The sequence below is a fragment of the Comamonas odontotermitis genome, from assembly GCF_020080045.1.
GTDB lineage: Bacteria > Pseudomonadota > Gammaproteobacteria > Burkholderiales > Burkholderiaceae_C > Comamonas > Comamonas odontotermitis.
Genome location: NZ_CP083452.1, coordinates 201,070 through 227,183, shown reverse-complemented (window position 1 = coordinate 227,183; position 26,114 = coordinate 201,070). Strand labels below are relative to the sequence as shown.

Here is a 26,114-nt window from a genome sequence, read left to right as displayed (position 1 = left end):
CACCTCAGTTCTTGAACGGGAAGCGGAAAGCCTGCAACAAAGCCTTGGCTTCGTCGTCATTCTTCGCAGTCGTCGTAATGCTGATGTTGAGACCACGCAGTGCGTCGACTTTGTCGTACTCAATTTCAGGGAAGATGATCTGTTCTTTGACGCCGATGTTGTAGTTACCACGGCCATCAAAAGCGCGGCCAGAGATACCACGGAAGTCACGCACGCGAGGCAGTGCCACGGTCACGAAACGGTCCAGGAACTCATACATCTGAACGCCACGCAGGGTCACCATGCAGCCGATAGCCTGGCCTTCGCGGATCTTGAAACCAGCGATAGCCTTCTTGGCCTTGGTCACCACAGGCTTCTGACCAGCAATCTTGGTCAGGTCAGCCACAGCGTTGTCCATCACCTTCTTGTCGGAAACGGCTTCGCTCACACCCATGTTCAGGGTGATCTTGGTCAGGCGAGGCACTTCCATTGGGGAGGTGTAGCCGAACTTCTTCATCAGTTCGGGAGCGATTTGCTCACGGTATTGTTTTTGCAGTCGTGCAACGTTTGCCATGTCTTACTCCTTAGGCTGCCTTGATTTCAGCGCCATTGGACTTGAACACGCGAACACGTGCGCCGTCGGCGTTCACCTTGATGCCCACGCGGTCACCCTTGCCGGTCGCCGCATTGAAGATCGCCACGTTCGATTGGTGGATAGGCATGGCCTTTTCCACGATACCGCCGTTGGTGCCCTTCATGGGGTTTGGCTTGACGTGCTTCTTCACCAGGTTGATGCCTTCGATCACCAGGTGGGAGTCATCAGCGCGCAGCGTCACAACGCCGCGCTTGCCCTTGTCGCGCCCAGTCAGCACGACCACTTCGTCGCCCTTGCGAATCTTGTTCATGGTGCTGTCCTTAGAGAACTTCAGGGGCCAGGGACACGATCTTCATGAAGCGCTCGGTACGCAGTTCACGCGTCACGGGGCCAAAGATACGGGTGCCGATAGGCTCCAGCTTTGCATTGAGCAACACTGCAGCGTTGCCATCGAATTTGACGAGCGAACCGTCAGCACGGCGAATACCCTTAGCGGTACGCACCACCACAGCACTGTAGACCTCGCCTTTTTTGACGCGGCCACGTGGAGCAGCTTCTTTCACGCTCACCTTGATAATGTCGCCAACGCTCGCATAGCGACGGTGCGAACCACCCAGCACTTTGATGCACTGGACAGACTTCGCGCCGGTATTGTCGGCAACCTCGAGTCGAGATTCTGTCTGGATCATTTCAATATTCCCAACTTGCACCAGCAGACCGGACAGCCCAATAAGAATTAATCCTCATGGACAGCCAAGCAGCCAGTCAGTCTTGGGCCCGTCGTCCACACCGCAACCATTTACGATGCTTCTCCTGGGCAGAAACCTCACGCGTGAATTCAGTCAAACCAAGAAATGGTCGCCAAATTACGCGCGAAGCTGATTATTCTGACAGAGCGCCTCCCCTCTGTCAATAGCGCAACCACCGTCCGGTTCCGCTTTGGCGGTTTTACGCCCGTTTTTTGCCTGTGTACTGTTGCGCCAATGCCAAAAAAGACTCCAGCGCAGGATCTGCCCCCAATTCCTCACGCAGGATTTCGGCCACCCGAGGGGCCAGCTTGGCAGCCAGACGCGCATCCAGAAACAGCATCCGGTTGCGGCGGGCCAGCACATCTTCCACAGTGCGAGCGTACTCATGGCGCGCGGCAAAGCGCACCATGGCTTCGCTCAGGCCATCAGCCAGCCAGACGGATGCACCCGGCAGGGCTTCGATGACCGCTGCCTCGCTCCCATAAGAGTGCATGCCCTGCCCCATGTGCATGCTGTGCTGCGAGCGGCCCGAGGCGGGCGAGCCCACCAGCGGCAGGTTCACCGTCACCCCGCCAGGCTTGCGCGGCAGCTCCCCCGCATTGAAGCAGGCCTCGAGCACGTCTTCCGCCATGGCGCGGTAGGTGGTCCACTTGCCACCTGTCACGGTCACCATGCCCGATTTGCTGGTGAGCACAGTGTGCTCACGGCTGATGCCCTTGGTGTTTTCGCCGTCGTCATCCTGCGGCTTGGCGAGGGGACGCAGGCCTGCCCACATGCTGCGCACGTCGGCCAGCGTAGGCTGGCGGCTGAGGTATTTGCCCGCTTCACTGAGGATGAAGTTCACTTCTTCGTCAAACGGCACCGGCTCGCGCGCCAGGTCATGGCGCGGGGTGTCAGTGGTACCCAGGATCACCTTGCCCAGCCACGGCACGGCGAAAAGCACCCGACCGTCGGCGGTCTTGGGCACCAAAAGCGCGTGGTCGCTGGGCAGGAATTCACGGTCGACCACCAGGTGCACACCCTGGCTGGGGGCGACCATGGCTTTGACTGGCTTGCCAAGCATCTGCGCGTCTTCCTGGCGCAGTTGATCCACCCAGGGGCCGGTGGCGTTGACCACGCAACGTGCACGCACCGTATATGCCTGGCCGGTCTCCGCGTCCTTGCATTCCAGGCCGACGACACGGCCACCTTCCTGCACCAGCCCGGTCACCGGACAGTAATTGATCAGCAACGCGCCCTTGGCCGCAGCCGTGCGCGCCAGCGCCAGTGCCAGGCGGGCATCGTCGAACTGACCGTCCCAGTATTTGACGCCCCCCTTGAGGCCCTTGCCCTGTACCGTTGGCAGCAGGCCACGGGTAGCGCCAGCCGACAGGAACTGGGTCGAGCCCAGCCCCGCCTTGCCCGCCAGTGCGTCATACATCTTGAGGCCGATGCCGTAGAAAGGCGTGTCCAGCAGCCGGTACGAAGGCATGACGAAGGCAAGCGGCTGTGCAATGTGCGGCGCATTGTGCAGCAAGGTAGTGCGCTCATGCAGCGCCTCACGCACCAGTGCGATATTGCCTTGCGCCAGGTAGCGCACACCGCCGTGCACCAGTTTGGTGGCACGCGAGGATGTGCCCTTGGCAAAGTCCATGGCCTCCAGCAGTACCACCTTGAAACCGCGCGCCGCTGCATCCAGCGCCACGCCCAGGCCGGTTGCGCCTCCGCCTACCACGGCCAGGTCAAAAGAAGGCGTCTGCGCCAGCTGCTGGAGTAGCTCAGCGCGAACCGTTGCTTGGGGAGAGGTCGAGGTATTCATGAACAGGAAAACTGGTGATCAGACGGCGGCATGCCCGCGTTGCGTTTCCTAAATTTTCGCTCTTTTTCGTTTTTGATGCAATCTAGCCGGAAACAATGATTCGTTTTTGATAAATTTTGATCAAACGTAACAAAACCATCCTCAAACAAGCATTCAAGGACAGATGTCGCGGTTGATAAAAAGAAGAGCTGTCTGCGCTTGTTTTTATGGAGTTTTAGATATTTTTATAGCCCAAAATGTGTACTACCTTGCGCTGACAGCTATCGTTTTTGAGTTTCTAACATTGCGCCGTCAGTGCCGCACGGTCACCAGCCAGCGGTAAGGATCGCCTTGCCCCGCCTCGCTGCCGCGCGGCCCAAGCGCCACCAACACCCCCTGCGCCCCGGGACCTGGGCGTTAAGTCTTGCCTCTGCAGCCAGTCTGCAGTTGCCGGTTTGCAGGGTGATGTCAGCAGCAGCTCATGTCAGCGCACCTTGCCTTCCTTCCAGGCGCTCAGCAGCTTGTTGTAGTCAATGGTTTCACCCTTGGGCTTTTCGTTGGCCAGTTTCTTCCAGGGCGCATGCGCATCGCTCAGCCACTTGTTGGGATCTCCCTTGGGGTTGAGCTTGGGCGCGCAATGGGCCATGCCGGCGCGTTGCAGGCGGGCCATCACGTTGTCCATTTCATCCGCCAGGTTGTCCATGGCCTTCTGCGGCGTCTTTTCACCGGTCACAGCCTCGGCCACGTTCTTCCACCACAGCTGCGCGAGCTTGGGGTAATCGGGCACGTTGGTGCCAGTCGGCGTCCACGCCACGCGGGCCGGGCTGCGGTAAAACTCCACCAGGCCACCGAGCTTGGGCGCCATGTCGGTCAGCGCCTTGGACTGGATGTCCGACTCGCGGATCGGCGTGAGGCCGACAATGGTCTTCTTGAGCGATACGGTTTTGGAGGTGACGAACTGCGCGTACAGCCAGGCAGCGGCGGTCTTGTTGGCGTCGTGGCCGTTGAAGAAGGACCACGAGCCCACATCCTGGTAGCCGTTCTGCATGCCCTGCTTCCAATAGGGTCCGTTCGGACCGGGGGCCATGCGCCACTTGGGGGTGCCGTCGGCATTCACCACGGGCAGGCCGGGCTTGGTCATGTCGGCGGTAAAGGCGGTGTACCAGAAGATCTGCTGCGCAATCTGTCCCTGAGCGGGCACGGGACCGGCCTCGCCAAAGGTCATGCCCATGGCTTCCTTGGGCGCGTATTTCTTCATCCAGTCGATGTACTTGGTGAGCGCATAGACGGCCGCAGGCGAGTTGGTGGCGCCGCCGCGCGACACCGATGCGCCAACCGGCGTGCATTTGTCATCGGCCACGCGGATGCCCCATTCGTCCACCGGCATGCCGTTGGGGTTGCCGATATCGGCCGAGCCCGCCATCGACAGCCAGGCATCGGTAAAGCGCCAGCCGAGCGATGGGTCCTTCTTGCCATAGTCCATATGGCCATAGATGGGCTTGCCATCGATCTGCTTGACATCGTTGGTAAAGAACTCGGCAATGTCTTCGTAGGCGCTCCAGTTCAGCGGCACGCCCAGGTCATAGCCGTATTTGGCCTTGAACTTGTCCTTCAGGTCCTTGCGCTCGAACAGGTCGGCGCGGAACCAGTACAGGTTGGCAAACTGCTGGTCGGGCAGCTGGTAGAGCTTGCCGTCGGGCGCGGTGGTGAACTTGGTGCCGATGAAGTCCTTGATGTCCAGGCCCGGATTGGTCCACTCCTTGCCCGCGCCTGCCATGTAGTCGGTCAGGTTCATCATCTTGCCGTAGCGGTAGTGCGTGCCGATCAGGTCGGAATCACTGATCCAGCCGTCGTAGATCGACTTGCCCGACTGCATCGAGGTCTGCAGCTTCTCGACCACATCGCCTTCCTGGATCAGGTCGTGCTTGACCTTGATGCCGGTGATCTCTTCGAAAGCCTTGGCCAGCGTCTTGGATTCGTATTCGTGGGTGGTGATGGTTTCGGACACCACGGCAATCTCCTTCACCCCCTTGCCCTGCAGCTTCTTGGCGGCATCGATGAACCACTTCATCTCGGCCGCCTGCTGGTCCTTGCTCAAGGTCGAGGGCTGAAACTCACCGTCAATCCACTTCTTGGCATCGGCCTCTGCGGCCCACGCGCCGTGCATGGCGAGCATCGCCGCTGCCGCCGCCAATGCTGTGTATCGCATCTTCATGAATGTCTCCTAGGTGGCGCTTCCCCGGGGTGTCCGATCGCGGCTCCGGGGAGGCGGAGAGCCGGATACGTTGAAAAATACCGTTCGATCTCTCTCTGCCTGCGACTAGCCCTTGCGCATGATCAATGCGAGCAGCAGCATCGACAGGACAAAGCTGATCCACACCGAAGGCTCTGCCTCCAGCGACATCCACTCCTGCAGCTTGCCTGCAATGCCAACAAAGATCAGATTGAAGTAGGCGGCTGCCAGAAGCCCGATGAAGAGCCGGTCCCCGCGCGTGGTGGCAATGGGCAGCCAGCCCCGCCGCAGCGTGGTGGGTGACTTCAGCTCCCATACAGTCATGCCGATCAACATCAGCACGATGCAGGTGAAAAATACCGCCACCGGGGTGGTCCAGACCATCCAGTCAAACATGGCGCTTCTCCTCTTTCATTCCGATGCCCATGGCGTCCGCATCGCCCTGCCTCACACCCGACCCATCGCAAAGCCCTTGGCGATGTAGTGGCGCACAAACCAGATCACGATGGCGCCAGGCACGATGGTGAGCACACCCGCAGCCGCCAGCGTGGCCCAGTCCATGCCCGAGGCGCTCACGGTGCGTGTCATGGTTGCCACGATGGGCTTGGCGTTCACGCTGGTCAGCGTGCGCGCCAGCAGCAGCTCCACCCAGCTGAACATGAAACAGAAAAACGCCGCCACGCCCACACCTGCCTTGATGAGCGGCAAGAAAATGGTCAGAAAGAAGCGCGGGAAGGAGTAGCCATCGATATAGGCGGTTTCATCGATCTCGCGCGGAATGCCGCTCATGAAGCCTTCCAGAATCCAGACCGCCAGCGGCACGTTGAACAACAGGTGCGCCAGCGCCACGCCCAGGTGCGTATCCATCAGGCCCACGGTGCTGTAGAGCTGAAAAAACGGCAGCAGAAACACGGCCGGCGGCGTCATGCGATTGGTCAGCAGCCAGAAGAACACATGCTTGTCGCCCAGAAACTGGTAGCGCGAGAAGGCATAGGCCGCAGGCAGAGCCACGGTGAGCGAGATGACCGTGTTGATGGCCACATAGATCAGGCTGTTGATATAGCCCGAATACCACGACTCATCGGTAAAGATGCGCACGTAGTTGGACCAGGTGAACTGCTGCGGGAAAAACGAGAAGCTCGAAAGAATCTCCTCGTTCGTCTTGAAGCTCATGTTCACCATCCAGTAGATGGGCAGCAGTGCGAACACGATGTAGAGCACCAGGAAGATGCTGCGCTTGTGAAACCGCTTGTCGTTCATGTCAGCTCCCGCGCTCATTGCTCCACCTCTGCTTCCTGCGTGCCTACGCGCTGCATCCAGTTGTAGAGCACAAAGCAGAACAAGAGGATGATGAGGAAGTAGATCAGCGAGAACGCCGCCGCAGGCCCCAGGTCGAACTGGCCCACAGCCTTCTGCGTGAGGTACTGGCTCAGAAAGGTGGTGGCATTGCCCGGCCCGCCGCCGGTCAGCACAAAGGGCTCGGTGTAGATCATAAAGCTGTCCATGAAGCGCAGCAGCACGGCAATCATCAGCACGCCCCGCATCTTGGGCAGCTGGATGTAGCGGAACACGGCAAACTTGCTCGCGCCATCGATGCGCGCCGCCTGGTAATAGGCGTCGGGAATGGAGCGCAGCCCGGCGTAGCACAGCAGCGCCACCAGGGGTGTCCAGTGCCACACATCCATCACCAGTACCGTGAGCCACGCATCCGAGGCGCTGCCGGTGTAGTTGTAGTCAATACCCAGCTTCTGCAGAGTGTGGCCAAGCAGGCCGATATCGGCACGGCCATAGATCTGCCAGATGGTGCCCACCACGTTCCAGGGGATCAGCAGCGACAGTGCCACCACCACCAGCACGGCAGACGACTTCCAGCCCTTGGCCGGCATGGCCAGCGCCAGCGCAATACCCAGTGGAATCTCCACCGCCAGTACTGCCAGCGAGAACGTGATCTGCCGCCACAGCGCCGAATGCAGCTCTTCATCGCGCATCACCGCCGCAAACCATTCGGTGCCGACGAACACCCGCCGCTCGGGGTCGATGATGTCCTGCACCGAGTAGTTCACCACCGTCATCAGCGGTAGGATGGCGGAGAAGGCCACGCACAGGATCACCGGCAGGATCAGCCACCAGGCCTTCTGGTTGACCGGCTTGTTGGAGGGGTTCATGCCATCAGCTCCTCATTGCGGTAGTAGCAGGTGTGCGGGTTCACCACCTCCAGCCAGACCGTGGCGCCAGGCGCGGGCAGCGCCGTGTCGGCCATGAACCGGGCCTTCAGGGCCTTGCCGTCCACGGCAGCGGTCAGCAGCATATGGGTGCCCACATCCTGCACGCGCTGGACCTGCGCGGGCACGGCACCGGCGGAGCCTGCGGGCGCGAGGCGCATGTATTCAGGCCGTATACCCAGATGCAGGGCTTGCTGCGCGGCGGCAGCACCCTCCAGCCCTGCAGGCACGGCCATGCGCTGGCCTGCCACCCATATGGCGCCATCCCGGCACTGCAGGGGCAGGAAATTCATGCCCGGCGAGCCAATGAAGTGCCCGACGAAGGTATGGCTCGGGCGCTCGAACAGGGCCTCGGGCGCGCCCACCTGCATCACCCGCCCGCGCGACATCACCACCACCTGCTCGGCAAAGGTCAGCGCCTCCACCTGGTCATGGGTCACATAGATCAGCGTGAGCTTGAACTCCTGGTGAATCTGCTTGAGCTTGCGGCGCAACTGCCACTTCAGGTGCGGATCGATCACCGTCAGCGGCTCATCGAACAGCACCGCCGCAACATCGGGCCGCACCAGCCCCCGGCCCAGCGATATCTTCTGCTTGGCATCGGCCGACAGGCCGGCTGCGCGCTGGTTCAGCTGCCCGCTCATCTCCAGCATCTCGGCGATGGCGCCCACGCGCTTGCGGATCTCGGCCTCCGGCACCTTGCGGTTGCGCAGCGGAAAGGCCAGGTTCTGCTCCACCGTCATGGTGTCGTAGATCACCGGAAACTGGAACACCTGGGCAATATTGCGCTGCTGCGGGCTCTCCTGCGTCACATCGCGCCCGTCAAACAGCACCTTGCCGTGCGATGGCGTCAGCAGGCCCGACATGATGTTGAGCAAGGTCGTCTTGCCACAGCCCGACGGGCCCAGCAGCGCATAGGCGCCGCCGTCGGCAAACTCCATCTGCAGCGGCAGCAGGGCGTAATCGCTGTCCTGCTGCGGGTGGGGACGGTAGGCGTGCGCCAGATCCAGGGAAATACGAGCCATGGCTTACACCTCTTGCGCCGCACCGGGCCACTGTGACGACGATGACCGCTGTGGCTGTTGCTGCTGTTGCGGCAGCTGCAGCAGGGCACCGCCCTGGTTGCCTGCACGCTCCGTCTCAAAAACATAGCAGTCAGCGGTCGCCAGATAAAGGCTGACCTGCTCATTGGCTGCCAATTTGTGCACACCCGTCAGTTGCGCCACCCAACCACCCCAGGGCAGCTGCACATGCACGAAGGTGTCCGAGCCGGAGATTTCCACCAGGTACACCTGGCCATGCAGATGGATGTCGCCCGGGCGCTCCTGCAGGCGCAGCGCACTCGCGCGAACGCCCACCACCACCTCGCCGGTGGTGGCGGTTGCGGGCAATGGCTGCTGCAGCGGCAGCGTGGCGCCTTGCGGTAAGGCAAGCTGCGCGCCGCCAGCCTGCACCTGGGCCGTCACCAGGTTCATGGGCGGATCGCTGAAAGCCCGCGCCACTCGCAGCGAGCGCGGTGCATGGAAAACCTGGGCCGTCGGCCCGTACTGCAGCAGCTCGCCCGCGTCCAGAACAGCGGTGTAGCCACCCAGGAGCAAGGCCTCGCCCGGCTCGGTGGTGGCGTAGACCACGGTGGATCGGCCTGCCTCGAACAACTGGCTCAGTTCATCGCGCAGGCCTTCGCGCAGCTTGTAATCGAGGTTGACGAGTGGTTCGTCAAGCAGCATCAGCGGCGCGTCCTTGGCCAGGGCGCGCGCCAGGGCGACGCGCTGCTGCTGGCCGCCTGAGAGCTCGGCAGGCAGGCGATCCAGAAACATATCGATATGCAGGCGCTCAGCCAGGCTGCGCACCTTGCTATCAATTTCAGAGTCACCACGCAGCCGCAAGGGAGACGCAATGTTCTGCGCCACGGTCATTGAAGGGTAGTTGATGAACTGCTGGTACACCATGGCCACATCGCGCTGGCGCACCGATACGCCGGTCACATCCTGGCCATCGACCAGCACCCGGCCGCCAGCGGGTTTGTCCAAACCCGCCATGATGCGCATCAAGCTGGTTTTGCCCGCCTGCGTTGCGCCCAGCAGCACCGTCACAGCATTGCTCTGCAGCGATAAATCCAGCGGATAGAGCCATGTCTGCCCTCCGACCCGTTGGACCACATTCTCCAACACCAGCTGCATCATCGCCTCTCTGCTCCGAATGAAAGAGCAAGCCTGCAAATCTGTGAAAATGAAAGCCTCGTGCTTTCGAATTCGTTCATTTTTGTTCTTTTGAACGCGCCTCCAATAGAAAGTTACCCTAGTAAGGGTTCGTTTTAATTCGATCTACAGTGTTTGGGAGCAAACTGCCGCAGACGGCTCCTGCTGCACCCACGCCCTCCTCACTGCCCCTATCAACACCTCCTGCGCTGTGAACACCAATCCACGACAACTCCAATTGATAGACGAGGTGCGCCGCCGCCAATCTGCCACGGTCGAGCAGTTGGCAGAGATCCTGGGCGTCACCTTGCAAACCGTGCGGCGCGACATCCAGAAGCTCGCAGACACGGGGCTGCTGGTGCGCTTTCACGGTGGCGTGCGCGTGCCCAGTTCCACCACCGAGAACCTGGCCCACACCCAGCGCGAATCACTCAATGCCGACGGCAAATCGCGCATCGCCAAGGCGGTGGCTGCCCAGGTGCCCAACAACTGCTCGCTGATCCTGAACATCGGCACCACCACCGAGGCCATTGCCCGCGCTCTGATGCAGCACCGCGGCCTGCGCGTCATCACCAACAACCTCAACGTGGCCGCCACGCTCAGCAGCAATGCCGATTGCGAAGTGATCGTCGCCGGCGGCGTGGTGCGCGGGCGTGATCGCGGCATCATCGGCGAGGCGGCGGTGGATTTCATCCGCCAGTTCCGCGTCGATATTGCGCTGATCGGCATCTCGGGCATCGAATCAGACGGCAGTCTGCGCGACTTTGATTTCAGAGAAGTGAAAGTGGCCCAGACCATCATGGAGCAGGCCCGCGAAGTGTGGATGGCCGCCGACCAGAGCAAATTCGGCCGCCCGGCCATGGTGGAGGTGGGGCCGCTCTCGCGCATTGACCGCCTCTTCACCGATGCGCCGCCGCCCGAGCCCTTTCCGCGCCTGCTGCAGGACGCCAATGTGCGCTGCACCGTGGCCTGAAATATGAACACCCGCCTGAGCCGCTGCGGGACGGCCCTTGCCTGGCTGCGCTGGCCGGGCCGCTCCAGCGCCATCGACGTGCGTAGCACGCAATGAATCACGGAAAACCTATGACCTACTTGCTTGCCCTCGACCAGGGCACCTCCAGCTCCCGCTCCATCGTGTTTGACGTGCGCGGCAACATCGTCGCCCTGGCCCAGCAGGAGCTGCCACAGATCTACCCCAGCCCCGGCCATGTGGAACACGACCCACTGCAGATCTGGGGCACGCAGCTCGCCACCGCGCGCGAGGCCCTCAAGAAAAGCGGCATCAGTGCCAGCCAGATCACGGCGCTTGGCATCACCAACCAACGCGAAACCACCGTGGTGTGGAACCGCAAGACCGGCCAGCCCATCCACAATGCCCTGGTCTGGCAGGACCGGCGGGCAGAGCCCGTATGCGCCCAGCTGCGCGAAGACGGTCATGCTGGTCTGATCCAGCAGAAGACCGGCTTGCTCGTCGACGCCTATTTTTCCGCCACCAAGCTGCAGTGGCTGCTGGACCACGTACCCGGCGCGCGTGCCGCCGCCGAGCGCGGCGAGCTCGCCTTTGGCACCGTGGATACCTGGCTCGTCTGGCAGCTGACTGGCGGCCAACGCCATGTAACCGACGTGAGCAACGCCAGCCGCACCATGCTCTTCAATGTGCACAGCAACCAGTGGGACGACGAACTGCTGGCACTCCTGCGCATTCCGCGCTCGCTGATGCCGGAGGTCCAACCCTCGACCAGCCACTTTGGCGATACCACGGACGATTTTCTGGGCGCGCCCATCCACATCGGCGGCATGGCGGGCGACCAGCAAAGCGCCCTCTTCGGCCAGGCCTGCTTCTCTGCAGGCATGGCCAAGAACACCTATGGCACCGGCTGCTTCATGCTGATGCACACCGGAGGCACCTTCCAGACCTCGCGCAATGGCCTGCTGACCACCAGCGCCGCGCAGGTATCCTCAGCACCCCAGTTCGCACTGGAAGGCAGCGTCTTCGTCGGTGGCGCCGTGGTGCAATGGCTGCGCGACGGCCTGCGCGCCATCGAGCACAGCGGCCAGGTGCAGCAGCTGGCCGAAAGCGTGCCTGACAGCGGCGGCGTCATGATGGTGCCCGCCTTCACCGGCCTGGGCGCGCCGTACTGGAATGCCGATGCACGCGGCACCATCACCGGCCTCACCCGTGGCACCACCTTGGCCCACATCGCCCGCGCCGCGCTCGAATCCATCGCCTACCAGAGCGCCGCCCTGCTGCAGGCCATGAGCCGCGACGCCGTGGCCAACGGCGGCCAGCCCGTGACCGAGTTGCGCGTGGACGGCGGCGCCTGCGTCAACAACCTGCTGATGCAGTTCCAGGCCGACCTGCTGGGCATTCCCGTGGTGCGCCCCGCCTGCGTGGAAACCACCGCACTGGGCGCCGCCTACCTCGCGGGCCTGTCCACCGGCGTCTATCAGAGCACCGACGAGCTGTCGGCGCTGTGGAAGGCTGAACGCCGCTTCGTCCCCACCCAGGACAAGGCCCGCGCCGACGCCCTGATGGCCCGCTGGGAACAGGCCGTGCGCCAAACCACGGCGCAATAAACCTCATTACTATCAATTTGATAGCTATTTGCGCTTTATAGGTAAGCGCCAGCGAGCAAAATAACCCATAAAAAAAGGGATGCATCAGCATCCCTTTTGCATTGAGCCTGACCCGTCCTGAATTGGGTTGACACCTTTCTGAAGAACAGAAAGGAAAGTCAAATGGAACAGTGGGTTAAGAGAACGCAACGGGACTACACGCTGGCTTTTAAACTCGCAGTAGTCGATCAAGTAGAAAGAGGTGAGCTGACCTACCGGCAGGCCCATGAGCGGTACGGAATCCAGGGCGCCTCAACTGTACTGGTGTGGCTTCGCAAGCACGGACGGCAGGACTGGAAAGCTGCATCATCAAGGGGCAAAGGATTACAGAAGATGCCTGAATCGCCCAAGCTGCTGACTCCAGAGCAGCGCATCAAGGAGCTGGAAGTGCAGCTGAAAGAAGCCCGCGAGAAAGCGGCCTTCTTTGAAGCGGTAGTGAACGTGCTCAAGCGCGACTACGGAGTCCAAGTCAAAAAAAAAGCCTGCGGGCAAGTCCTCACGCAAAAGCTCGTCAAAGGGTTAAGCGTCACGAGGGCTTGCCGCTACATGGGAATCAGCCGCCAAGCGCACTACAAGCGCCTGGTCTGCCAGCGTGCACGCAGCGAGCGGGACAAGGCGGTGGTGGAGTTGGCCAGTGAAGAGAGGCGCCATCAGCCACGCATTGGCACGCGCAAACTGCTGCACTTGCTCAAGCCGCCGCTTGAACAGGCGGGAATCCAGATCGGGCGCGATGCACTGTTCGTTGTCCTGCGCCAAGCACGCATGCTGGTGCTGCCACGGCATGCGTACCACAAGACCACCAATAGCCATCATCACTACCGCAGGCACCCCAATCTACTCAAGGAGGGCCCGACCAAAACAGTGGCAAGTGGTTGTGAGCAGCTATGGGTCGCTGACATCACGTATCTACCCACCAAGGAGAAGACTGCCTATCTGAGCCTGGTGACCGATGCCTACTCGCGCAAGATCGTGGGCTGGCACGTGCACGATAGTCTGGAGACCAAGCAGGTCAGCCAAGCGTTGAAGATGGCACTGCGTCAGCGGCGAACAGATCAGCCGCTCGTACACCACTCTGATAGAGGTGTTCAGTACTGCTCGGCTCAATACCAGCGCATCCATGCACGCCACCGCATCACCTGCTCCATGACCGATGGCTACGATTGCTACCAAAACGCTCTGGCTGAGCGGGTCAATGGAATCCTCAAGATGGAATACTTGTTGCAACGACCTGCCGATCTCTCGCAGGCCCGCACCATGGTGGGCGAATCGGTACGGCTGTACAACGAGCGCCGGCCGCACCTGTCCCTAAAATACAAAACGCCCGATGCAGTACATCGGGCGTCTCTCGCCAACCAGCTTGGGCTGGAGATTAGTCGCGAATAGGTGTCAACCTATGACAGGACGAGTCAGCCGTTTGCCTGCTCAGTCTTCCTGACCTGCCAGCAGTGCCTTGTGGATCAGCGCGCCGATGACAGCGCCCACGATCGGTGCCAGCCAGAAGAGCCACAGCTGCTCCAGCGCGATCGATGGGCCGAACAATGCAGGGCCGGTGCTGCGTGCGGGGTTGACCGAGGTGTTGGTCACGGGGATCGAGATCAGGTGGATCAAGGTCAGGCACAGGCCGATGCTCATGCCTGCAAAGCCCGCTGCAGCCTTCTTCGCGGTGGAGCCCAGAATCACCAGCAGGAAGACTGCTGTCAGTACCACTTCGGTCACCAGTGCAGCCGCCATCGAGAACTTACCGGGCGAATGCTCGCCAAAGCCATTGGTTGCCAGGTCGGTGACCGTGGCGCCAGCCTTGCCGGAAGCAATCAGGTACAGCACAGCGGCGGCGGCAATCGCGCCCAGCACCTGGGCAATGATGTAGCCTGGCAGCTCAGACGCCTTGAAGCGGCCAGCCACTGTCAGTCCCACCGACACCGCTGGGTTGAAGTGCCCGCCCGAGACCGGGCCGAAGGCATAGGCGCCGGTCAGCACCGTGAGGCCAAAGGCCAGCGACACGCCCAGGAGGCCAATACCAACCTGTGGAAACGCGGCGGCCAATACAGCGCTGCCGCAGCCTCCGAAAGTCAACCAGAAGGTTCCTAAAAATTCCGCCGACCACTTTTGTGCTTGGGTTGCCATTACATCACTCCTCTTATTTACGGGCGCAGCCACCTCATGGCTGTCACCTCCAGCCGCGATGATAGGAACCCCTGTACCCTCGCAACACCGAGAAAATGTGAACAATTGCCGGGTAGTACCGTGGCGTCCCCGAGAATTTATACGCCAGCAACAGATGCAGCACAACCCTCATATTTTTACTACAAGCCGTCGCCGGTTTGCCATTGCCATGGTGGCAAGCGCCCTGGCCGGTTGCGGCCATGCGCCGTTTCACGCGCCGGATACCGGCCAGAAGACCCAGGCCGATGCCTCGCCACCCGCATTGCCATGCACCGATCCAGCCTCCTTCCGCCTGCTGGGTGAAACGCGCTGGGGCCTGGATGTGCAGTTTGCCGGGGTACCGGTGGGCGGCCTCTCGTCCATCGACTACAACACCGCCGACGACCGCTACTACCTGGTTAGCGATGACCGCTCGGCGCATGACAGCGCGCGCTTCTACACCGCCCGTATCCACTACGATGCAGGCGGCCTGCACAGCGTGCAGTTGGACGAAGCCCGCTACCTGGGCGCGCCCGATGGCCAGCCTTACGCCTCCAGGCGCACTGCACGCGCAGGCATTGCCGTGCCCGACCCCGAAGCGCTGCGCGTGCTGCCCGGTAGCCAGCGCCTCGCCTGGAGCAGCGAAGGCGATTTTGCGCGAGGCTTTGGGCCGGAGGTGAACGAAGCCACGCTCGATGGCCGCTGGCAGCAGGCCTGGCCGCTGCCGCCACAACTGCAGTTGCCCGCCAACAAGGGCTCCAGCACCGGCCCGCGCAACAACATGACGCTGGAAGGCATGGCCATCGGTGACGACCAGAAAACGCTGTGGCTGGCCATGGAAGGCGCCCTGAAGCAGGATGGCCCGCTGCCCGCACGCGGCCTGCCGGGCGGCCCCTTGCGCATCACGCAGTACGACTTGGCAACGCGCCAGCCGCAGCGCCAGATCGCCTATGTGCCCGACGCCCTGCCTCTGGACAACCTGACACTGCCCCTGGTGGCGGTCAATGGTGTGAGCGAAATCCTGGCCGATGGGCCGAAACACCTGCTGGTGCTGGAGCGCTCCTACGTGCTGGGCACGGGCTTTTCGGTGCGGCTCTACCGCATTTCTACCGAAACCACCGACACCCTGGCCATGGATGCACTGGTGCCCGGCCAGTTCGAGCCAGCCGCCAAGACACTGCTGCTGGACTTTGCCCAGGCAGGCCTGCAGACCGTGGACAACATCGAGGGCATGACCTGGGGCCCGCGCCTTGCCAGCGGCGAACGCGTATTGCTACTGGTGAGCGACAACAACTTCAACCCTGCCGAAGTGACCCAGTTCGTCGCCCTGGCCGAAACCCCATCCTGCTCGCGCTGAATGGCTCCTTGCTATCAGTCAAGCAGCCATGGCGCGCGATGGGTCGCCATGAGGCCCCAGGCCGATCACCCGCTTCTCTGCCGTCAGCATGCTCATCTCGACAAACTTCGAGCCCATGTGGCTGCGCGGCGTGAAGGTGACATCAAAGCCGCCAAAGGACTGGCGATCCAGCGTCTCCAGGCCAGCTATCAAACCCTCGCGCGTTGGCGACTTGGCGCGCTTCAAGCCCTCCACCAGCACCTTGGCAGCCAGAAACCCTTCCATGCTGGCATAGGTGCCTGCCGCGCCCCCGCCACCTTTGCGCATGGCCTCCTGGTACTCGCGCGCCAGGGCCGACGAACCGCTTGAGGGAGAAGGCACGACCTGCGACACCACGACGCCCGAGCCCTCCTTGCCCAGCTCATTGGCCAGGGCCTCTGCCCCGACAAAGGACACGTTGTAGAAGGTGCCGCTGAAACCGGCCTTGCGCGCTGCACGGATGAAGGCAGCGCAGGATTTGTAGGTGCTGATCAGCACCACGGCATGGGGCTGCGCAGCCACGATGGTGCGCACGGCAGCGCCGACATCGACCGAATTGCGCTCCACAACACCAGTGGCAACAGGCCGCAGCTTGAGCTGCGCCAGCGCCAGCGTCACGCCATCCAATCCCGCATGGCCATAGGCATCGTTCTGATGGAACACCGCAATCTGGTTGTTGCCAATGGTGGTCAGGTGGCGCACGATCTGTGCCGTCTCGTCGTTGTACGAGGCGCGCACATGGAACACATTGCGCCGGAATGGGTTGCGCAATGACATGGCTCCGCTGAACGGGGCAAAGAAAGGAATGTTATCGCCGGCCGTCAGAGGCAGTGCGGCCAGGCTCGTGGGCGTGCCTATGTAGCCGAACAGCGCAAACACCTGCTCCTGAATCAGCTGGCGCGTGTTGGCAGCCGTACGCTCGGGGTCATAGCCATCATCCAGATGGCGAATCGTCACCGGACGCTGGCCGCTTTGCGCGTTGTACTGCTCCAGAAACAGGTTCGCACCCTGGTTGAACTGGATACCCAGTTGCGCAGCTGGCCCGGTAAATGGCGCCGACTGGCCCAGCACCAGCGGCGCATCTGTCGCATGCGCGCGAAGCGAGCCCAGGCCCGCCAAAGCGGCAGATCCGGCCAGCAGCGAAAAATGCCTGCGATTCAAACTCGTCATCTCTTCTCCTCCAAGTGGGGCGTGGCAGCTTGGGCGCCATCGGATTGCAATAATTTACTAAAAAGGTGTTTACGATCTCTGCTTAATTGTTATTTCAATCGCTACCGAGCGCTATCCCAGGTGTGGCGAGCTTGCTGCATGTCAAACAAACACGCACTGAACTCACCCGTGGCGAAGGAAGACAGGCAAATCAGCTTCCAGCGCACGACAGGTGAGCGCAAAACAGTCAAATTGCATAGCAAAAACCCGCCCGCCGACTTGGGGGTTGCACGAAGCGCTTGGGCCGTGCCGCTGCCGCCGCTATAGTCAACGACAGAAGCGCTGGCCCATGCCAGCCCCACCCTCTTTTCGGCCCATCGGCCTTCATTCATGAGCACCACAGACTTTTCCCAATTCCCTCCCATTGCCTTCATCGGCGGCGGCAATATGGCCAGTGCCATCATCGGCGGCCTGATCCGCCAGGGCGTGCCCGCAGAACGCATCATGGTGGTGGAGCCCTATGAGCCCCAGCGCGCCGTGCTGCTGCAGCAGTTTGGCATTACTGCGCTGCCGGCGGCGGGCGGCGCGCTGGCCAGTGCACAGGTCGTGGTCTGGGCTGTCAAACCACAAACCTTCAAGGATGCGGCCGCTTCAGTCGCATCCTTCACCAGCCACGCCCTCCACCTGAGCGTGGCTGCCGGCATCCGCAGCAGCTCCATCGCCCAGTGGGCCGCCAACGAACACATCGTGCGCGCCATGCCCAACACTCCCGCCCTGGTGGGCCAGGGCATGACAGCACTGTTTGCACGGCAGGGCGTGACGCCCGCGCAGCAGGCGCTGGTCGAGCAGATCATCGGCACCACCGGGCAATTCATCTGGGTGCAGCAGGAGTCGCAGCTCGATGCGGTAACGGCGCTCTCGGGCTCCGGCCCCGCCTATGTGTTCTATTTTCTGGAAGCCATGCAGCAAGCCGGCGTCGAAATGGGCCTGCCTGCCGAACAGGCGCTGCAACTGGCGATCGGAACTTTCACCGGCGCATCGCAACTGGCCGCGCAATCGAGCGAGCCGCCTGCCGTGCTGCGCGAGCGGGTCACCAGCAAGGGCGGTACCACCTTTGCCGCGCTGGAGAGCATGCGCGCCAGCCACATGGGTGCCCATTTCATCGCCGCCATGAAGGCTGCCGAAAAGCGCGCCGTGGAGCTGGGCGACGAATTCGGCGCCTGAGCCCCCTCTCGCGTGGGCCGTCCAACACGAAAGGCTGCTCGCGCCACCTCGGATCAAGGTTTTGCAGGCATTGGCAACGCCATGAAACGCAAAGCGTATATTTTCACCAAAACACAAACGCAAAGCGTATAATTCTGCCCGTTCGCCATTTACCGGAGCCCACACATGGACAGCCAGCAGGATTTCCTCCGCGACGCAATGCGCCGTTTGAACTTGACGCGCGATGCATTTGCCGAGCGCCTGGGCGTGCGCCGCCGCACGCTGGACACATGGCTGCTGCCTGAGGCTTCGGGCGAAGCCCGCGCCATGCCTGACATGGCGCAGAAGTTTGTCTCCGAAATCCTCTCGCGCGAAGCCGCAGGCACCGACACGCAAAAGCACAACCGCCCGCTGGCCGAGCGCATGTCGGCAGATGGCCGTCCGCAGCTGCTGTCCGTTGCGCAACTCGAGCGCGAAAGCCTCGAAGAGCTGTTTCGCATTACCGATGTGATGCAGCCGATTGCACGCCGCCACAAGGTGTGCCGCGTGCTGGAAGGCGCTGTCATGGGCAGCCTTTTCTTCGAGGCCAGCACCCGCACCCGCGTGAGCTTTGGCGCCGCCTTCAGCCGCCTGGGTGGCTCGGTCTGCGATACGACGGGTTTCACCTTCTCGTCGATGGCCAAGGGCGAATCGATCTATGACACCAGCCGCGTGATGGCCGGCTACGTGGACGCCCTGGTCATTCGCCACCCCGAACAAGGCTCGGTTGCCGAATTCGCCCGCGCCACCAACATCCCGGTCATCAATGCCGGCGACGGCCCGGGCGAGCACCCCAGCCAGGCGATTCTCGACATGTACACCATCCAGCGCGAGTTCTCGCGCCTGGGCAAACTGATGGACGGCGCGCACATCGCCATGGTGGGCGACCTGAAGTACGGCCGCACCGTGCACTCGCTGATCCGCCTGCTGTCGCTGTACAAGGGCATGAAATTCACCCTGATCTCGCCCGCCTCGCTGGAAATGCCCGCCTACCTGGTGGAGCTGGCCTCCACCAACGGCCATGTGGTGGAAATCTCCACCTCGTTGCAGGACCTCAAGGGCGCCGACGTGGTGTACGCCACCCGCATCCAGAAAGAGCGTTTTGCCGGCGAAAACATCGAAGGTTACACACCCGAGTTCCAGGTGCAGAAGTCGCTGGTCGATGCAGTCTGCAAGCCCGACACCATCATCATGCACCCGCTGCCGCGTGATGCGCGCCCCGGCGCCAACGATCTGTCGACCGATCTGAACCTCGATCCGCGCCTGGCCATCTTCCGCCAGACTGATAATGGCATACCAGTTCGTATGGCTTTATTCGCGGTTCTGATGGGCGTGGAGAACCAGATTACACGTAATTTGCGTGATGTCACCTGGCGTTCTCCGGCTTTTGTTGGCCCTGACGATGCAGTGTTTGATACTTTGGATTAAACTCTGCCTTACACAACACCATGATTTGAGACATTTTTTCTAAACATGTCCTCAAGCAACTACCACATCTAACGGTTTTTTCCTGCGACTCCAGTGTTAGCGGCCATCAATTGATGGCCGCTTTTTTCTGTGCTTTGCCTATGAATTTACAGGGAAAAATCGCAAAAATGCACAACTCCCGCCATTGGTATTTGCCGCAATAGCGGCCTGCCGGGCAATCAGCGAATGGCGTACGCCAGCACCACCCCGGCAAACAGCGCCACACCGATCCAGTGGCTTTTGCTGAAGGCCGTAAAGCAGCCTTCGCGCGTACGCGTGCGGATCAGGCGGTAGTGCCACGCCATCTGACCCCCAGCCACGGCCACGCCTGCCCACCAGGGCCAGCCCAGGTGCTGAGGGGCGATGGCCACAATGGTGAGCACCAGGCACAGCCCAAAGAAACCCATGATGGCGGCCACATCGAAACGGCCCAGGGTGATGGCCGAGGTCTTCATGCCGATCTTGAGGTCGTCGTCGCGGTCCACCATGGCGTATTCGGTGTCGTAGGCCAGCACCATGCACATGTTGGCCAGCCACAGCAGCCACGCCGTGAGCGGCACCGCGCCCTGAACGGCAGCAAACGCAATCAGCACGCCAAAGTTGAAGGCAATGCCCAAGAATGCCTGCGGCATGGAAAAAAAGCGCTTGGTGAAGGGGTAAAGGATGGTGAACAGCACCGCAGGCACCGACCAGGCAACCGCTTCCCCGCGCGTGGTGAGCACGAGCCCCAGCGAGACCAGCGCCAGCACCACGCCCACCATGGCCGCCTCGAACACCGAGATCTTGCCCGTGGTGATGGGCCGGTTCGCCGTGCGTTTGACGTGCCTGTCAAACTTGCGGTCGGCAATATCGTTGATACAGCAGCCTGCGCTGCGCATCAGGAAGGTGCCCAGCACAAACACGATGAGCAGATGCCAGCCCGGAAAGCCGCCCGACGCCACCCACAACGCTACCAGGGTGGGCCACACCAGCACCAGCCAGCCCGCAGGGCGGTTGAAGCGGATCAGATCGAGGTAGAGCGAAAACCGCTCGGACAGGGAAACGGAGGGGCGGGGTGCGGCTGACATAGGCGCCCAGCATAGCGCGCAAGCGGTATCCCAGGCAGGCTCTCGATTCTTCAGGACTGCGCCCGGGCCCGCTCCAGCGCGCCTGTCGCCAGGCCCAGGATGGCCAGGCCCAGCAAGCCCCCTGCCACCACATCACTGGCAAAGTGCGCCTCCAGCCAGATGCGGCTGGCGGCAATCAGCGCCACCAGCACCGCCAGCCCGGCGCCCAGCACCGTGCGGAAGCGGCGTGGCACGCGCCCCCGCAGCAGCCACCACAGCAGGCCATACACCACGACGGAGCCCGCCGTGTGGCCGCTCGGAAAGCTGGCGCCCGAGGTCACCAGTTCGTGCAGCGCCTCGGGCCGCGCCCGGTCAAAGGCATTTTTCAACACCCGGGTGGACAGGCCATTCAAGCCGATGGCAAATACCCAGACCTGCAAGAGCAGCCAGCGCCGCCGCAACGCCAGAAGCGCCGCCACCAACACCGACAGCGTCCCCAGCCACAGCACATCGCCCACATCCGTCACATGCCGCAGATAGGCGCGCACCGACACACTGACATGCTGCTGCGACCACCGTTGCGCCGCTTCGTCCCAACCCACCAGGAGCGCATGCAGCGCGTGGGCCGGGTTGGCCAGCGCCTGCCCCAGCAACAGCACCGCCGCCACGCACAGCGCAGCACCCGCCAGGGGCCATGGCGACAGCGGCGGCGCCACGGGCGCACCGGCCCCCAGTTGCGCGCGCAGCCGCCGCTGCGCACGCAGAGGCCGTGTGGCCCGCATCCAACAATACGCACCCAGCAGCAGCCACAGCGACAGCAAGGCCGGTATCCAGGGATCGATGCGCGCCAGCCCCGCGGCCACCTGCTGCGCAGCCTGCGCCGGCACCATGGCCTGCACCGAGCCCGCATGCAGCAGCGACAGGCACAGCCACCAGGGTGCCGCACGGGCAGGGGTGCGCCCCATAGCCCGCAAGAGCAATGGAGAGAAGGCATGCGGGAAGGTGAGGTGGTAGCGCATGCCCGCCATCATAGGCAAGGATGCAATTCCTCCAGTAAAAATCGCCTTTGGCGCTTGACTGGAAAGCACCAAACGCTATGGTATTGAGAGTAGACAGGCAAAAACAAACCCCATGCAGGCGGGCCTGGCATGGGGTGGTGTGGAAGCCGGGTAGGAACCGAAGCCGAAGCGCAGAGGCTCAGGACTGCAGCATCTCCACGCCGGGCAGATTGCAGGCGAAGATGGCGTTGCGCAATGCGGCAATCGCTTCGTAGCGGGTGAAGCTGCGGCGCCACACCAGCACCACGCGACGCTTGGGCGCTTCGCCCTGGGAGTCATCGGTCAGCGGAATGTAGCGGATGTGGGTTTCGTCCGATTTACGGCGGCGAACGCCCTTTTCCAGCGCATCCTTGGGCACCGACAGGCGCGGCACCAGGGTCACGCCCATGCCGGCAGCCACCATGTGCTTGATGGTTTCCAGCGAAGAGCCTTCGAACGTGCGGCGAATGCCTTCGGTATTGCTGGAGTAACGGGCAAACTCGGGGCAGACTTCCAGCACATGGTCGCGGAAGCAGTGGCCCGCGCCCAGCAGCAGCATGGTTTCGTTCTTGAGTTCGTTCGACGAAATGCTGTCGCGCGTGGCCAGCGGGTGTACGCTGGGCACGGCGGCGAAGAAGGGCTCGTCGTACAGGGGTGCCATGGCCAGACCGGTATCCGGGAACGGCTCGGCCACGATGGCGCAGTCGATTTCACCGGTACGCAGCATCTCCAGCAGCTTGGCCGTCATGTTCTCATTGATCATGAGCGGCATCTGCGGAGTGCGTTCGATCGACTGGCGCACCAGCTCGGGCAGCAGGTAGGGGCCGATGGTGTAGATCACGCCCAGCGTCAGGACGCCGGCGAGCGGGTCCTTGCCACGCTTGGCAATTTCCTTGATCGCCGCAGCCTGGTCCAGCACGATCTGCGCCTGACGCACGATCTGGTCGCCCAAGGTGGTAACGGAGACTTCCGAGGCGCTGCGTTCAAACAGCTTGACCTCAAGTTCCTCTTCCAGCTTTTTGATCGCAACCGACAAAGTGGGTTGGGACACGTAACACGCGTCAGCAGCACGGCCAAAATGCCTCTCACGTGCCACGGCAACAATATATTTGAGCTCTGTAAGTGTCATGTCGGTTTTTTATAAGAATCGCTGAATAGTACATGCGTTCGGTTCCGGAGAACAGAGCGCTGCGCTGAGATTCTGAAAGACGCAAGCGTACAGTTGTACCCTATTCTGGCCGAAACCGGTTTGGGAATGTCCTACGGACAAAATAGGAATTCTCTATTGTAAATGTTTACGAGCGTTTGCTTATAAGAAAAACAAATAGCTATGACAAAAAGCAACGGCATCACAGGGGGCTGAAATCAGGCCTTGAGGTACTCCGCCTTGCCCCCCAGCCAGCGTGACACATGGGTGACTGCCAGTTCGGGCCAACGGTCCAGCATGTCGGGCGCCAACTCGCGCGCCCATTCCAGCAGGTGCTTGTCCGCCTCCAGGTCTGCAAAACGCAGCAGGGGAGCGCCGGACTGGCGGGCGCCCAGAAACTCGCCCGGGCCACGGATCTCCAGGTCACGCCGGGCGATCTCGAACCCGTCGCTGGTCTCGGCCATGGCCTTGAGGCGTTCCTTGGCGGTTTCCCCCAGCTTGCCGCTGTCGCCCACGGCATACAGCAGCACGCAGGCCGATGCCGCAGCGCCCCGCCCCACGCGCCCGCGCAGCTGGTGCAGTTGCGAAAGGCCAAAGCGCTCGGCATGCTCGATCACCATCAGGCTGGCGTTGGGCACATCCACGCCCACCTCGATCACCGTGGTCGATACCAGCACGCCCATGACGCCGGCGGTGAACAGCTCCATCACCGCCTTTTTCTCTGCGGTGGGCATGCGCGAATGCAGCAGCCCTACCATGACACCGGGCAAAGCCTCGCTCAGATCGGTGTGGGTGGCCGTGGCGTTGCTCAAATCCAGCGCCTCGCTCTCCTCAATGAGCGGGCACACCCAATAGACCTGTCGCCCCTGGGCGATCTGGTCGGCAATGCGCGCCACCACCTCGTCGCGCCGGCTGTCACTGATCAGTTTGGTGACGACCGGCGTGCGGCCGGGCGGCAGTTCGTCGATGGTCGAGACATCGAGGTCGGCGTAGTAGCTCATCGCCAGAGTGCGCGGAATGGGTGTGGCGCTCATCATCAGCATATGCGGCTCCATCCCCGTTGAAAGCAGCTTCTGCCGCAGCGCCAGCCGCTGCGCCACACCAAAGCGGTGCTGCTCGTCGATCACCGCGAGACCCAGTTTTTTGAACTGCACCTGCTCCTGGATGACGGCATGCGTGCCCACCACCAGCGCGGCCTCGCCACTCTCCACCAGTGCCAGCATGGCGGCGCGTTCCTTTTTTTTCTGCGCACCGGCCAGCCACGCCACCTTCAGGCCGCGCGGCGCCAGGAGTGGCTCCAGCCAGCCCACCAGTTTGGCAAAGTGCTGCTCGGCCAGAATCTCGGTCGGCGCCATCAGCGCGCATTGCCAGCCCGCATCGATGGCAATGACGGCCGACAGCGCTGCCACGATCGTCTTGCCTGAGCCCACATCGCCCTGCAGCAGGCGGTGCATGGGTACATGGCGCGCCAGATCGCGGGCAATTTCTTCGCACACACGGCGCTGGGCACCTGTCAGCGAAAAGGGCAGAGCCGCCAGAAACTGCTCATGCAGATTGAGGCCGCCGTCCTCCATGCGCCGGGCCTGCAGGGCCGGGGCGCGCAGGCGGTCACGCTCGCGCTTGGCCGTCAGCTGCGACAGCTGCTGCGCCAGCAACTCCTCTGCCTTGAGGCGCTGCCAGGCCGGGTGGCTGTGGTCTTCGAGCGCGGCAATCGATACATCAGGCGTCGGGTGGTGCAAAAACTGTAGCGCTTCACGCAGACTGTATGCACGCGATCTGCCGTTTTCACTCAAATAGCGGGCATAGGGCAAATCTGCGCCCGGCGGCAGGGTTTCGCTCAGATCGGCGCGCTGCAAGCCACCAATCACCGCACGGCGCAAATAGGGCTGCGGCAGGCCAGCCGTGGTGGGATACACCGGGGTGAGCGACTGCGGCAACTCGCCACCCGCCTGGCGGAAAGCCGGGTGCACCATCTGGCGCCCCCAGAAACCGCCCTTGATCTCGCCACGGATGCGCAAGGAGGCGCCTACGGACAGCGTCTTCTGGTGCGATGGGTAGAAGCTGAAGAAACGCAGCTCGCACTGGTCGCCATTGGCGTCTTCCACCTGCACCACCAATTGGCGGCGCGGGCGCATCTGTATTTCGCTGGAGATGACCGTCGCCTCGATCTGCGCCACCTCGCCGTCGCGCGCATTGCGCAACGCAATGATGCGTGTCTCGTCTTCGTAGCGCAGCGGCAGGTGCAGGGCCAGATCGATATCGCGGGTGAGCCCGAGTTTGACGAGCGCCTGCTGCGCCGGGTTTTTTGCCACTGCCTTGGCAGGCGGCGCTGCGCCGCCATCGGCCGCAGCCGCTTTGCGCGGGCGGCCGGGTTTGCGTGCCTTGGGTGCGGCACTGTCAGCAGCAGGAGATGCGGGCGTTGCAGGCATGGGCAGGTTCAATCACCGCACATTCTGGCATGGTTTGCACAGTCACTGGTTATAAATCCAGTAAAAGCACTCCCATATTGGTAGCTGACTGCGCCAGTCCATCAAGCGCCTGCAGCCTTTTTTGCACTGGCTTTTGTATGCCACGGGTGCCGTGCAAGCCTCAGGGAGATGCAATCTGTTACTGCGTTCCCCTCCGATTGGAGGGTGCGCATTGCAGCCATGCCTTGTAGAGTGGCGCGCGCCCCTGCAATGCCTCCCTTCCAACAAGGTCTGTCTGCCATGCTGCCTGAACTGCTCGTCAAAGATGCCAATGCGCAACTGCTGCATTCGCTGATCGTCAAGGACGGCCTGTTCAGCGTCGGCCGCGAGCCGGGCTGCGCCATCGTGCTGTCCTCACCCGATATCAGCCGCCGCCATGCGGCCTTCACGCACAGCAGCCATTTTGGCGTGCTCGCGGTGGAAGACCACGGCAGCAAAAACGGCATCTTCGTCAACGGCCTGCAGATGCGCCGCAGCGTGCTGTATACGGGCGACGTGGTGCGCGTGGGCAACTACCTGATCCATGTACGCACCGGCTCCTCCGGTCCACCGGGCATGGACAGTGTGGCGGCGCGCCGGGAAGGACGTGCCGGAGATGTCACCCTCTAGGGACTCTCTGCAAAACTCCCTGCCGCGGGCTGAACGTGGCCTCGGGCGATCCGCGTCCATCCC

23 protein-coding genes are annotated in these 26,114 nt (G+C 62.3%); 7 read left to right on the top strand and 16 right to left on the bottom strand.

The annotated features are described in order from the left end of the window. Positions 1-4: 4 nt before the first annotated feature. From rplE to LAD35_RS21255, 10 genes are all read right to left on the bottom strand, one after another. Positions 5-553: a 50S ribosomal protein L5 gene (rplE, locus tag LAD35_RS21300; RefSeq protein WP_184705455.1), complete on the bottom strand. Its 549-nt coding sequence runs from the start codon at positions 551-553 to the stop codon at positions 5-7. 10 nt (positions 554-563) lie between these two features. Then, the gene (gene rplX, locus LAD35_RS21295) at positions 564-884 is read right to left on the bottom strand and encodes a 50S ribosomal protein L24 (RefSeq protein WP_184705453.1); all 321 of its coding nucleotides are present in this window, start codon (positions 882-884) and stop codon (positions 564-566) included. Between the two features lie 10 nt (positions 885-894). After that, complete coding sequence (gene rplN / locus LAD35_RS21290; RefSeq protein WP_184705451.1) at positions 895-1,263, bottom strand: 50S ribosomal protein L14; 369 nt, start codon at positions 1,261-1,263, stop codon at positions 895-897. 259 nt (positions 1,264-1,522) lie between these two features. Further along, positions 1,523-3,121 carry a glycerol-3-phosphate dehydrogenase/oxidase gene (locus tag LAD35_RS21285; RefSeq protein ID WP_224152941.1) on the bottom strand — a complete coding sequence of 533 codons (1,599 nt, stop codon included), beginning with the start codon at positions 3,119-3,121 and terminating at the stop codon, positions 1,523-1,525. Between the two features lie 463 nt (positions 3,122-3,584). Next, positions 3,585-5,315: an ABC transporter substrate-binding protein gene (locus tag LAD35_RS21280; RefSeq protein ID WP_224152939.1), complete on the bottom strand. Its 1,731-nt coding sequence runs from the start codon at positions 5,313-5,315 to the stop codon at positions 3,585-3,587. A gap of 105 nt (positions 5,316-5,420) precedes the next feature. Then, the gene (locus LAD35_RS21275; protein ID WP_224152937.1) at positions 5,421-5,729 is read right to left on the bottom strand and encodes a DUF2160 domain-containing protein; all 309 of its coding nucleotides are present in this window, start codon (positions 5,727-5,729) and stop codon (positions 5,421-5,423) included. 51 nt (positions 5,730-5,780) lie between these two features. Beyond that, positions 5,781-6,593, bottom strand: coding sequence for a carbohydrate ABC transporter permease (locus LAD35_RS21270; RefSeq protein ID WP_184705720.1), 813 nt, complete (start codon positions 6,591-6,593; stop codon positions 5,781-5,783). Between the two features lie 14 nt (positions 6,594-6,607). Continuing rightward, entirely contained in the window at positions 6,608-7,498 is an 891-nt protein-coding gene (locus LAD35_RS21265) for a carbohydrate ABC transporter permease (RefSeq protein ID WP_224152936.1), read from the bottom strand. Then, the gene (locus tag LAD35_RS21260) at positions 7,495-8,580 is read right to left on the bottom strand and encodes an ABC transporter ATP-binding protein (protein WP_224152934.1); all 1,086 of its coding nucleotides are present in this window, start codon (positions 8,578-8,580) and stop codon (positions 7,495-7,497) included. Before LAD35_RS21260 ends, LAD35_RS21265 begins: the two co-directional genes overlap by 4 nt. A 3-nt stretch (positions 8,581-8,583) precedes the next feature. After that, a complete protein-coding gene (locus tag LAD35_RS21255; RefSeq protein WP_224153214.1) occupies positions 8,584-9,735 on the bottom strand; it encodes an ABC transporter ATP-binding protein in 1,152 nt (383 codons plus the stop codon). Positions 9,736-9,964: 229 nt separating this feature from the next. Here LAD35_RS21255 and LAD35_RS21250 point away from each other — a divergent pair, with 229 nt between their 5' ends. The 3 genes from LAD35_RS21250 to LAD35_RS21240 all read left to right on the top strand — a co-directional run bounded on the left by LAD35_RS21250 (position 9,965) and on the right by LAD35_RS21240 (position 13,752). After that, the gene (locus LAD35_RS21250) at positions 9,965-10,726 is read left to right on the top strand and encodes a DeoR/GlpR family DNA-binding transcription regulator (protein WP_224152932.1); all 762 of its coding nucleotides are present in this window, start codon (positions 9,965-9,967) and stop codon (positions 10,724-10,726) included. A 110-nt stretch (positions 10,727-10,836) separates the two neighbouring features. Continuing rightward, entirely contained in the window at positions 10,837-12,330 is a 1,494-nt protein-coding gene (gene glpK / locus LAD35_RS21245) for a glycerol kinase GlpK (RefSeq protein ID WP_224152931.1), read from the top strand. Between the two features lie 162 nt (positions 12,331-12,492). Then, the gene (locus LAD35_RS21240; RefSeq protein ID WP_224149582.1) at positions 12,493-13,752 is read left to right on the top strand and encodes an IS3 family transposase; all 1,260 of its coding nucleotides are present in this window, start codon (positions 12,493-12,495) and stop codon (positions 13,750-13,752) included. A gap of 39 nt (positions 13,753-13,791) precedes the next feature. Here the strand turns inward: LAD35_RS21240 and aqpZ are convergent, their stop codons facing one another. Further along, positions 13,792-14,493, bottom strand: a complete 702-nt coding sequence (gene aqpZ, locus LAD35_RS21235; RefSeq protein ID WP_224152929.1) for an aquaporin Z — start codon at positions 14,491-14,493, stop codon at positions 13,792-13,794. A gap of 154 nt (positions 14,494-14,647) precedes the next feature. Between aqpZ and LAD35_RS21230 the strand changes: the two genes are divergently transcribed. Beyond that, the gene (locus tag LAD35_RS21230) at positions 14,648-15,868 is read left to right on the top strand and encodes an esterase-like activity of phytase family protein (RefSeq protein WP_224152927.1); all 1,221 of its coding nucleotides are present in this window, start codon (positions 14,648-14,650) and stop codon (positions 15,866-15,868) included. Between the two features lie 18 nt (positions 15,869-15,886). Here the strand turns inward: LAD35_RS21230 and LAD35_RS21225 are convergent, their stop codons facing one another. Continuing rightward, the gene (locus LAD35_RS21225; RefSeq protein WP_224152925.1) at positions 15,887-17,056 is read right to left on the bottom strand and encodes an ABC transporter substrate-binding protein; all 1,170 of its coding nucleotides are present in this window, start codon (positions 17,054-17,056) and stop codon (positions 15,887-15,889) included. 369 nt (positions 17,057-17,425) lie between these two features. Between LAD35_RS21225 and proC the strand changes: the two genes are divergently transcribed. Together proC and LAD35_RS21215 are read left to right on the top strand one after the other, a co-directional pair. Further along, entirely contained in the window at positions 17,426-18,259 is an 834-nt protein-coding gene (gene proC / locus LAD35_RS21220) for a pyrroline-5-carboxylate reductase (protein WP_224152923.1), read from the top strand. Positions 18,260-18,424: 165 nt separating this feature from the next. Further along, entirely contained in the window at positions 18,425-19,705 is a 1,281-nt protein-coding gene (locus LAD35_RS21215; RefSeq protein ID WP_224152921.1) for an aspartate carbamoyltransferase, read from the top strand. 218 nt (positions 19,706-19,923) lie between these two features. Here LAD35_RS21215 and ubiA read toward each other — a convergent pair whose 3' ends face one another. The 4 genes from ubiA to recG all read right to left on the bottom strand — a co-directional run bounded on the left by ubiA (position 19,924) and on the right by recG (position 25,403). Beyond that, the gene (gene ubiA / locus LAD35_RS21210) at positions 19,924-20,811 is read right to left on the bottom strand and encodes a 4-hydroxybenzoate octaprenyltransferase (protein WP_224152920.1); all 888 of its coding nucleotides are present in this window, start codon (positions 20,809-20,811) and stop codon (positions 19,924-19,926) included. A 50-nt stretch (positions 20,812-20,861) separates the two neighbouring features. After that, entirely contained in the window at positions 20,862-21,821 is a 960-nt protein-coding gene (locus LAD35_RS21205) for a phosphatase PAP2 family protein (RefSeq protein ID WP_224153213.1), read from the bottom strand. A gap of 166 nt (positions 21,822-21,987) precedes the next feature. Then, positions 21,988-22,956 (bottom strand): LysR substrate-binding domain-containing protein, encoded by a 969-nt coding sequence (locus LAD35_RS21200; protein ID WP_224152918.1) that lies wholly within the window; start codon positions 22,954-22,956, stop codon positions 21,988-21,990. Between the two features lie 236 nt (positions 22,957-23,192). Beyond that, the gene (gene recG, locus LAD35_RS21195; RefSeq protein WP_224152916.1) at positions 23,193-25,403 is read right to left on the bottom strand and encodes an ATP-dependent DNA helicase RecG; all 2,211 of its coding nucleotides are present in this window, start codon (positions 25,401-25,403) and stop codon (positions 23,193-23,195) included. 279 nt (positions 25,404-25,682) lie between these two features. Between recG and LAD35_RS21190 the strand changes: the two genes are divergently transcribed. Next, a complete protein-coding gene (locus LAD35_RS21190; RefSeq protein ID WP_224152914.1) occupies positions 25,683-26,051 on the top strand; it encodes an FHA domain-containing protein in 369 nt (122 codons plus the stop codon). The last annotated feature ends 63 nt before the right edge of the window (positions 26,052-26,114 follow it).